Origin of the sequence: Trinickia sp., from assembly GCF_035492435.1 — a bacterium.
Lineage (GTDB): Bacteria > Pseudomonadota > Gammaproteobacteria > Burkholderiales > Burkholderiaceae > Trinickia.
Genome location: NZ_DATJJF010000056.1, coordinates 1 through 9,599, shown reverse-complemented (window position 1 = coordinate 9,599; position 9,599 = coordinate 1). Strand labels below are relative to the sequence as shown.

Below are 9,599 nucleotides of genomic sequence, written 5' to 3'. Positions count from 1 at the left end.
GCCGTGGGATGTAGGCCCTGGCGGCTATCAGCTCGGCCACCACCCGCCCGGCTTCGCCGAGTGGAATGACAAGTTCCGCGACTGCGTGCGCCGCTTCTGGCGCGGCGACGCCGGCATGCGTGCAGAGCTTGCGGCGCGCATTGCAGGATCGGCCGAACTGTTCCGTCATCGTTTTAGACGACCGTGGGCCTCGATCAACTACGTCGCTTCGCACGACGGCTTCACGCTTGCCGATGTGGTTTCCTACGAGCACAAGCATAACGAAGCCAACGGCGAGAACAACGCCGACGGACATAACGAAAACTGCAGTTCCAACTGGGACATCGAAGGCCCCACAGACACCCCATCGATCGAAGAGACGCGGCGCCGCGTCCTGCTCTCGATGCTTGCGTCCCTGTTCACGTCGCTCGGCACGCCGATGCTCGCAGCGGGAGACGAGTTCGGGCGTACTCAGCGCGGCAACAACAACGCCTATTGTCAGGATAACGAAATATCCTGGCTCGACTGGCGCGAAGCAAACTCCGCCTCGGCACGCTCGCTGACGTCGTTTGTTACGCGCCTCATTGCACTGCGCAAACACCACCCCCTTTTGCGCGACCCGCAGTTTCTGCATGGCGAGCGCGAAGTCGTACCCGGCATTGACGAGGTCGGCTGGTTCGACGAATCCGGCACGCCGCTCACGAGCGAAGTGTGGCAAGACCCCGAAGGCCGAACGCTGATGCTGCGCCGTGCCGGTGCCGCACTCGACGGCAGCATCGAAGTGCTGCTGCTCATGCACAACGCGGCCAACACGTCCGTTTGCTTCACACCACCGCCGCCGCATCTGGAATGGAACGTGCTCGCCGATACGACAAAGCCCGATCTGGAGCTTCATCCGCTTGCCGGAGAAACGCTCGAAATCGGCGCACACGGCTTCGCCGTCCTCGTTGCTCGACTTCCCGACGAGCAACGGGACCACCACCCGGCAGAGACTTCGGCCGGCCTCAGCCGACCTTCATGCTAACGGGTGACGTAAGGAGCAGCATCATGCCCACACATCTGCGCGACCACGCGGTGCGCCATGCGCACTGTCTGCCGTTCGGTGCCCATCTGATCGACTCCGCTGTTTGCACCACGCCGTGTACGAGATTTCGTTTTTGGGCACCCGCGTGTGAAGCCGTACGCCTCGAAATCGAATACGCATCGTCGACGTCCTCAATCGACATGACTGCAACGGGAAATGGCTGGTTCGAAGCTGAAGCCGGATGCGGCGCGGGCGCTCGCTATCGGTATCGGCTCGACGGCCCCGATGGCCGCACGGTGACCGATCCCGCTTCGCGCTTTCAGCCCGACGACGTGCATGGCCCAAGCGAAGTCGTCGATCCACGCGCGTATACGTGGCAGCAGCGCAATTGGCTCGGCAGGCCTTGGGCGGAGATGGTCATCTATGAATTGCACGTCGGCGCGCTCGGCGGCTATACCAACGTGGCGAGGCACTTGCCACGTCTCGCCGCACTCGGCGTCACGGCGATCGAGCTGATGCCGCTCAACGATTTTCCTGGCCGCCGCAACTGGGGATACGATGGCGTCCTGCCCTTTGCGCCGGATTCGGCCTATGGCCGCCCCGAGGATTTGAAGGCACTTATCGACCGCGCGCATGAACTCGGACTCGCCGTGCTGCTCGATGTGGTCTACAACCATTTCGGCCCGGAAGGCAATGATCTGCCGATCTACGCGCCGGCTTTCTTTCGCAACGACATCTCGACACCCTGGGGCCCCGCCATCGATTTCCGGCGCCTCGAGGTACGTGAGTTCTTCTCACAAAATGCGCTTTACTGGCTCGACGAGTATCGCTTCGACGGCCTGCGTTTCGATGCCGTGCATGCGATCGGCGACGACGAATGGCTGCGCGAGGTAGCCGATCGCGTGCGCCGTGCCATCGAACCGGGAAGGCACGTTCACCTGGTAATCGAGAACGAGCACAACACGGCCAGCTTGCTGGGCCAAGGACAGTTCGATGCGCAATGGAATGATGACGCGCATAACGCACTGCACGTGCTCTTGACCGGTGAGCATGAAGGTTATTACCGCGCGTATGCCGACAAGCCGATCCAACAACTCGCACGTGTGCTCGCCGAAGGCTTCGCCTACCAGGGAGAACCTTCGCCGATTCACGAGGGCGCCCCACGCGGAGAACCCAGCAAGCACCTGCCGCCGAGCGCGTTCGTGCTGTTTTTGCAGAACCACGATCAGATCGGCAATCGCGCGTTCGGCGAGCGCTTGCGCACGTTGTGCGATCCGCACGCACTGCGAGCCGCGACAGCGCTCATGCTGCTCGCGCCGCAGATTCCGCTTCTTTTCATGGGCGAGGAGTGCGGCTCGACGCAACCGTTCCTTTATTTCACGGACTATGCCGGAGAACTGGCGGATGCGGTGCGCGAGGGTCGCCGCCGCGAGTTCGCGAAGTTCTCCGCGTTCAGCGACGCTGAGCAGCGCGCGAGAATTCCCGATCCCAATGCGGTACAGACGTTCGCGCTGTCCTCGCCCGCGTGCGACGACGACAACAGCGAGACTGCGGCGCAACACGCTGTGCATGCTGACGAGGGGCACGACGCGTGGGTGCATTTCTATTGCTCGGCGCTTGCCGTGCGCGCCAAGCTCGTTGCACCTCGCATCGCGCGTGCATGCGCGCGCGGCGCAACGGTGCTGCGTACACGCGACGGGCGCGAGGCCAACGCGCTCGTCGCCCACTGGCGGCTTGCGGATTGCGAACGGCTCGTCATTGCCCTGAATCTGTCGCCCAACGCATTGCCCTTCTTGGAACAGCCCGATGGCATGGTCATTTTTGAAACGCCGGCGCGCTCACGCGATGACGTGCAGGCGGGTGCGCTGCCGCCGTACACGTGTATCGCCTGGTTGACGGGTAACGTCAATGAGTATGCATCGCGGCACGACACGCGTGTGCACCGCCCGCGGGAGAACAACACGTGAGTGCGCCTCCCCTGCCGACATCAGAGCGGCACGCGCGCGCTGACATCGAGCGCCTCGCTGCGCGCGCCGGATTCGCCGTGCAATGGCAAGACGCGCATGGCCGCAAGCGGCGTGTGCAGCCTGAGATGCTCGCGGCCTTGCTCGCGGCGCTGGGGTTGCCCTGCACGACGCGGGACGAAAGAGCGCAAAGCTTCGCCGCGCTCGATGCCGAGCACAGCGCGGGGACGCTGCCGCCGCTCATCACCGCGCAATGCCATAGCGCCATTACCTTACCTGCGGGCGTCATCAAAGCGGGTAGCCGATATCGACTTGAACTCGAAAGCGGCGAAGTCATCGACGGCCGCTTGAGCTCGCCGAAAGCCCAACCCGCGCTGCTTGCCCCCATAACCGAGCCGGGTTATCACTGGCTGACCTTCAATGACCAGCGCACCTGCCTCGCCGTAGCGCCTACGCGCTGTCATACGGTGCACGACGCCGCTCGCGCGGCAGGCGTCGCCGAGAGCGGAACGCCCGCACTATGGGGCGTCGCCGCGCAACTCTATGGGCTGCGCCGCACGGGCGACGGCGGCATCGGCGATTTCACTGCTCTCGCTGCGCTCGCGACCCAATGCGCGCGACGCGGCGCACATGCCGTGGCGATCAGCCCCGTACACGCCATGTTCAGCGCCGATCCGCACAAGTACAGCCCCTACTCGCCATCCTCACGTCTATGTCTCAACGTCGCGCATATCGATCCGGCGGCGATGTTCGGCGCCGATGCGTTGCGTGAAACGCTCGACACGCTGGGCGCCGCCGAGGCATGGGCCAACCTGGAGGCGAGAGCGCGCATTGATTGGCCGCACACGGTCACACTGCGGCTCGCGGTGCTGCGTGCCCTCTTTGAGCGGTTTTGCACGCATGACCGAGCGCAGCACAACGGGCACGCCGCGCGATTCGAGGCGTTCCGCCGTCATGGCGGCCATGCGCTTGAAGACCACGCGCGTTTCGAAGCGCTCGACGCATGGCAGCGCGCGCAACACGGCCACACGCACTGGCGCGCGTGGGCCGCCACGTTTGCCGATCACCGTAGCGCTGAAGTGAATGCCTTTGCGGATGAGCATCGACACGAGATTGAGTTTCATCTTTTTGCGCAATGGCTCGCCGCTGCCGGTTTGGCGAACGCACAGCAAAGCGCACGCGATGCCGGTATGGCGATTGGCCTCATCGCCGATCTCGCGGTTGGCTGCGATGGCGCGGGCAGCCATGCCTGGTCCTATCGCGACGACATGCTTGAAGGCGTGTCCGTCGGCGCCCCGCCCGACCTTCTCAACCAGGCCGGGCAGGCCTGGGGTCTCACCACATTCTGTCCGCGTGCGCTGCGCAATGAAGGCTTCACCGCCTTCATCGACATGCTGCGGGCCGCGTTTTCCTATGCGGGCGGATTGCGCATCGATCACGTGCTTGGCCTACAGCGGCTGTGGCTTGTTCCCGAAGGAGCGCCTCCAGCCGACGGTGCGTACCTCGCCTACCCGTTCGCCGATCTGCTGCGGTTGATCGCATTGGAATCCTGGCGACATCGGGCCGTCGTGATCGGCGAAGACCTCGGCACCGTGCCGCCGGGCTTTCGCGATCGGCTCGCCGAACATGGCTTGCTCGGTATGCGCGTGCTCTGGTTCGAGCGTAAGGACAGTGACGGTGGTTTTCTGCCACCAGCGCAATGGGGGGCGAGCGCGCTAGCGATGACGACGACGCATGACCTGCCGACCGTTGCCGGCTGGTGGCAGGGGCGCGACATCGCGTGGCGACACCGCATCGGCCAGACTGCGCCGCGCGCGGACGGCCGTGATCCGGCTGCGGCGGCCGAAGCCGAACGCACGACTGATCGCCAAGCACTCTGGCGGGCGTTTCAGGAGGCTGGCCTTGCACCGTGCGACGTTGCGGCACCGCCCGTTGGCGAGGCACCCGTCGACGAAGCGCTTCTTTATGTGTCAGCGACGCCGGCACCGCTCGTCGTTCACCCGCTGGAAGACCTGTTAGGTCTCCCCGATCAGCCCAACCTGCCGGGTTCGATCGACGAGTATCCGAACTGGCGACACCGCGCGCCTGCGCCGGCCGACGCGCTCTTCGCCGACGCCGCCATCGCCGACCGCATGCTCGCCATCTCGCGTACGCGCGCCGATGCAGGAGCCGGCGTCCACGATACCGAACCGCCTTCGACATCATGACTCGCCCGCGCTCCACGCTTCGTCTGCAATTGCATCGCGGCTTCACGCTCGACGATGCCGCAGCACAAGTCGATTACTTTTCGGCGCTTGGCGTGAGCCATCTTTATCTCTCGCCACTGTCCACCGCCGTGCCGGGTTCCAAGCACGGCTACGATACGGTCGACTACAACCGCGTGAACCCCGAACTGGGTGGAGAGCCGGCGTTACGACGTCTCGCCGATGCACTGCATGAGCGGCAGATGGGCATCATCGCCGACATCGTGCCGAACCACATGGGCATCGTTGGCGGGCACAACGCGTGGTGGCAAGACATCCTGGAATGGGGACGTCATAGCGAGCACGCGCGCCACTTTGACGTCGACTGGCACTCCCCTGACCCTGCACTGCGCGGCAAGGTGCTCGTGCCATGCCTCGCCGCGCAATATGGCGATGAACTCGCCGCGGGCCGCATCAGGCTCTCTCTCAATGGCGATGGCTCGCGCATTCTCGTAAGCTACGGTGAGCAGGCGTTTCCGATCTGTCCCGTCGATTACGCGACGATCTTGCGCATGGGCGCCGCGAGCCTCAGTCGCCAAGAACCGGTCTCTGAACGCACGAGCGAGACGACTCACGCGTCTCACGTAGAAGGGCCATCGCAAGCGAGAGGAAGGTCGGACGGGCTGGAGGCGCTTGCCAGCCAATTTAACGGACTGACCACGCAGCCCGAGGACCGCCCGCGCGCGCAAAGCGCCATGGAAGCCTTGTGCGCCTTCGTGACAACACACGGCCACGCTGCGATTGACAACGCGCTCGCCGCCTACTCTCCCGAGGCACCGGATTCTCGCGAACGCCTGCATCGGCTGCTCGAGAAGCAGTTCTTTCGCCTCGCCTGGTGGCGCACGGCGTCCGACGAAGTGAACTGGCGCCGCTTCTTCGACATCAGCACGCTCGTCGCCATTCGGGCCGAGCGCGTCGAAGTTTTCGACGCCACTCACGCGATGATTCTTCGGTTGTTTGCCGAAGGCCTGATCGACGGCGTTCGCGTTGACCATGTCGATGGGCTGCTGGATCCGCGCGACTATTGCCAGCGGCTGCATGAGCGGCTCACCGAGCGCGAGGCGCAGCGCCCGCCCCAGATCGACGGCAAACGCGCTTACGTAGTGGTCGAGAAAATACTGGCGCGTGGCGAATCTTTACCGAGCGATTGGGACGTCGATGGCACCACGGGCTATGACTTCATGAACGATGTCGGCGCGTTGCTGCACGATGGCCATGGCCAAGCGCCACTCACGGCCGCATGGAACAAGCTTGCTGGAAGCGAGGCAACATTCGTCGACGTAGTGCGCACGGCCCGGCGCAAGGTGCTTGCCGAAAACCTGTCGGCCGAACTCGACCGCGCCACGCGCGCGCTGCACCGCATGGCACGCGAGCACCCAGCCACGCGGGACTTCACGTTCACCGCGATTCGCCGCGCGCTTACGGAGCTCGCCGTTCACTTCCCGGTCTATCGCATCTACCCCAACAACGGGGTACGCACGGAGTCTGACGAACCCTACTTCCGCGCGGCATTCGGAGGCGCGCGCGCCGCGCTGCCGGCAGCGTATCACGGCGTGCTCGATCAGCTGGACCAATGGCTCGGGGGGCGTGAGCCACGAGAGGAAGCAGCGAGCACGACGCAACCCGCCGTGCCTTCACTGCCCCCCCATCGCGAGCGACGCACCGCATGCGCACTTTTCGCACAATTGACGGCACCGCTGGCCGCCAAGGCTGTCGAGGACACCGCGTTTTACCGCTACGGGCGGCTGCTCTCTCGTAACGAAGTGGGTGCCGACCCTGGCGAGTTTTCGATGTCGCTCGAGGCGTTTCATGAAACCAATCTCCAGCGCGCGCGACGTTTTCCGCATGGGCTCGTCACCACCGCGACACACGATCACAAACGCGGCGAAGACATGCGGGCTCGGCTCGCTGTGCTGAGCGAGATCCCCGATGAGTGGACCGCGGCGATGCACGCATGGTCGGCCCTGAACGCCCCACATCGACGCGGGTCTGGCAGCGTATGGACTGCTGACGAACGGACTTTGACTCAGGATTGGGTACCCGGCCCCACGGCGGAAGCGATGCTTTATCAGACACTCGTCGGCGCATGGCCCTACGACCTCGCCCTGCCGGATGTTGAAGGCATCGACGCATTTGCGCAGCGCATTTGGGCTTGGCAGTTGAAAGCGCTACGCGAAGCGAAACTGCGCACGAGCTGGTACGCGCCCGATACCGCGTTCGAAGCCGCCTCGCGCGATTTTCTCTTCGACATTCTTGCCCCGCGCCGGCGCGATGGTTTTCTGCAAGCGCTGTCGACGTTCGTGGCCCGGATCAGCCGGGCAGGCGCTGTCAACAGCCTGTTGCAGGCATTACTGCGGCTCGCCTCGCCCGGGGTGCCCGATCTCTATCAGGGCACCGAGCTGTGGGATTTCAGCCTCGTCGATCCCGATAACCGCAGACCTGTCGACTTTGGCCTGCGCCGCGCGTGGCTCGCCGATAGCCCGCCGAGCGAGCATTTGAGAACGTGGCGCGACGGGCGCGTCAAACTCGGCTTGATTCACCACGCACTCAGGCTGCGCACCGCGTTCCCTTCGCTTTTCTCTGAAGGCGCGTACATTCCCCTTACCGTGCAAGGCCGCCGCGCCCGACACGTCATCGCGTTCGCGCGCCGACACGCGAACGCTTATGGCATTGTCATCGGCACGCGCTTTGCCACGTCCTTGTTAGCGCCACACAGCGACCTGCCTCTCGTCGAGCCAGCCGACTGGGAAGATACGTCCGTACTGCTTCCACCCGGGCTTGCCAAACATACCTTCATCGATTGCTTGAGCCCAGCCGCCCCAAAAGCCGACGATGCAGGACGTCTGTTCTTGCGCGACACATTGACCGCGCTGCCGGTCTCGCTACTTGTCGAGCAAGGCGTCTTAAAGTCGTGATGCTCCAAGCAGCAGGCCTGTGCGCGCACCTATCCGATTCTCGATCGGTGCGGGGCGGCCCCTTTCTTCTTCTATTAGGATCCCTAACTATTAGGAACCCTAATCATGACATCAGTCGAATCAAAGCTTTTTCTGCGAGGGTTGTCAGTCAAATCGAAACAAGGGGCGCGCGCAACAAAAGGACCGTGGGCTCGTCATCAACTGCCTCGCCTTGTTCGAAACTCCCGCCATGCGCCGCTGCGACGCGCTGCGGCAATGCGAGCACCCATGAGATACGTCCGGCTTCGCGCGGTTGTATCGCTTGCTTGCGCGCGGCGGTCTCGAACGCATGCGGCAACTCCGCGTCGTTCAAGGCTGCGAAACTCATGACATGTGTGACTTTGACATGCCACGCTCCGGACTCGACGTTGCTCGAGAGCGTGACCGCAGTACCTGGCCTGCTCGCTTCCACCGCAAATGCGAGCATGACCCAAACCGCTTGCGAAAAACGCTCGCGGTCGCCGTCACATTGCTCCGATTCGAGCCGCGAATCGATCTTGATGGAGACGCCACGCGCGTCGGCCAAAGCGCGGCGGACATCGTCGAGCGAGCGATCGAGCACCGGCCGCATTGGGAAGGTCGAACGCTGTAATGGCAATGCCTTCGTTTCGGCGCGCGTGTTGTCGATAGCGTCTTCGAGCAGTTGGACTTGCTGATCGACACCCGATCGAATGCCGGCCAACGCGCGCTGCGCCGCAGTATCGCCTGCATCGAGCTTGCGCTCGAGCACATAGGCCCAGCTGTGTATCGCATTCAAAGGACTGCGCAAATCGTGAGAAACGATCGACAACAGATGATCGCGCATGAAGAGTGCCGTTTCGGCGCGCATGCGCGCATAGCGCTCCTCAGATGTGGCAGCGGAAACGGCATCGAAAGACGTCGACACAATCAGCCCCTCGTTTAAATCGCTCCAACCCCATGGCGTTTGCACCATCACGGGCGCGCGCAGGGTTTCATTAGCGCATTGAAGAGACCCACATTATAGGCACCCATGGCGACGAGAGCGCCTACAATGACGCTTTTTCAACATCATTGAAAAGGAGCGTTTATGTCAATCGTGACTACCGCATCGGGCCTTCAGTATGAAGATGTGACAGTGGGCAGCGGCGATGAAGCCGTCGCCGGCCGCCCCGTCAGCGTCCATTACACGGGCTGGCTCACCGATGGTAAGAAGTTCGATTCGAGCAAAGACCGCAACGACCCGTTTTCTTTCGTACTCGGCGGCGGCATGGTGATCAAGGGTTGGGATGAAGGCGTGCAGGGCATGAAAGTAGGCGGCGTACGGCGCCTGACGATTCCGCCACAACTCGGCTACGGCGCGCGCGGCGCGGGTGGTGTGATCCCCCCCAACGCCACGCTCGTATTCGAAGTCGAGCTGCTGCGCGTATAAGCGCCCCCATCGGCCAGCAGGCGCAGCGTGTTCCGCTGCGCCGTA

5 protein-coding genes and 1 pseudogene are annotated in these 9,599 nt (G+C 63.6%); 5 read left to right on the top strand and 1 reads right to left on the bottom strand.

Annotated elements, in window-relative coordinates; all coding sequences use genetic code 11:
* The 4 genes and pseudogenes from VL598_RS04785 to treY form a co-directional block, all read left to right on the top strand.
* Window positions 1-1,003 (top strand): annotated as a pseudogene (locus tag VL598_RS04785) (glycogen debranching enzyme GlgX); the annotation flags it as partial.
* A 23-nt stretch (window positions 1,004-1,026) separates the two neighbouring features.
* Window positions 1,027-2,970 (top strand): malto-oligosyltrehalose trehalohydrolase, encoded by a 1,944-nt coding sequence (treZ, locus tag VL598_RS04780; protein ID WP_325325549.1) that lies wholly within the window; start codon window positions 1,027-1,029, stop codon window positions 2,968-2,970.
* The gene (gene malQ, locus VL598_RS04775; protein ID WP_325325548.1) at window positions 2,967-5,174 is read left to right on the top strand and encodes a 4-alpha-glucanotransferase; all 2,208 of its coding nucleotides are present in this window, start codon (window positions 2,967-2,969) and stop codon (window positions 5,172-5,174) included. Before treZ ends, malQ begins: the two co-directional genes overlap by 4 nt.
* Window positions 5,171-8,125, top strand: a complete 2,955-nt coding sequence (treY, locus tag VL598_RS04770) for a malto-oligosyltrehalose synthase (protein WP_325325547.1) — start codon at window positions 5,171-5,173, stop codon at window positions 8,123-8,125. Before malQ ends, treY begins: the two co-directional genes overlap by 4 nt.
* Before the next feature lie 148 nt (window positions 8,126-8,273).
* Here treY and VL598_RS04765 read toward each other — a convergent pair whose 3' ends face one another.
* Window positions 8,274-9,050, bottom strand: coding sequence for a sensor histidine kinase (locus VL598_RS04765; protein ID WP_414718655.1), 777 nt, complete (start codon window positions 9,048-9,050; stop codon window positions 8,274-8,276).
* A gap of 162 nt (window positions 9,051-9,212) precedes the next feature.
* On the opposite strand from VL598_RS04765, the gene VL598_RS04760 reads away from it, so the two are divergent.
* Entirely contained in the window at window positions 9,213-9,554 is a 342-nt protein-coding gene (locus tag VL598_RS04760) for an FKBP-type peptidyl-prolyl cis-trans isomerase (RefSeq protein ID WP_325325546.1), read from the top strand.
* Window positions 9,555-9,599 lie beyond the last annotated feature (45 nt).

Coding starts and splice junctions, on each gene's coding strand:
- treY (WP_325325547.1), top strand. CDS start 5,171: ATGACTCGCCCGCGCTCCACGCTTCGTCTGCAATTGCATCGCGGCTTC.
- treZ (WP_325325549.1), top strand. CDS start 1,027: ATGCCCACACATCTGCGCGACCACGCGGTGCGCCATGCGCACTGTCTG.
- VL598_RS04760 (WP_325325546.1), top strand. CDS start 9,213: ATGTCAATCGTGACTACCGCATCGGGCCTTCAGTATGAAGATGTGACA.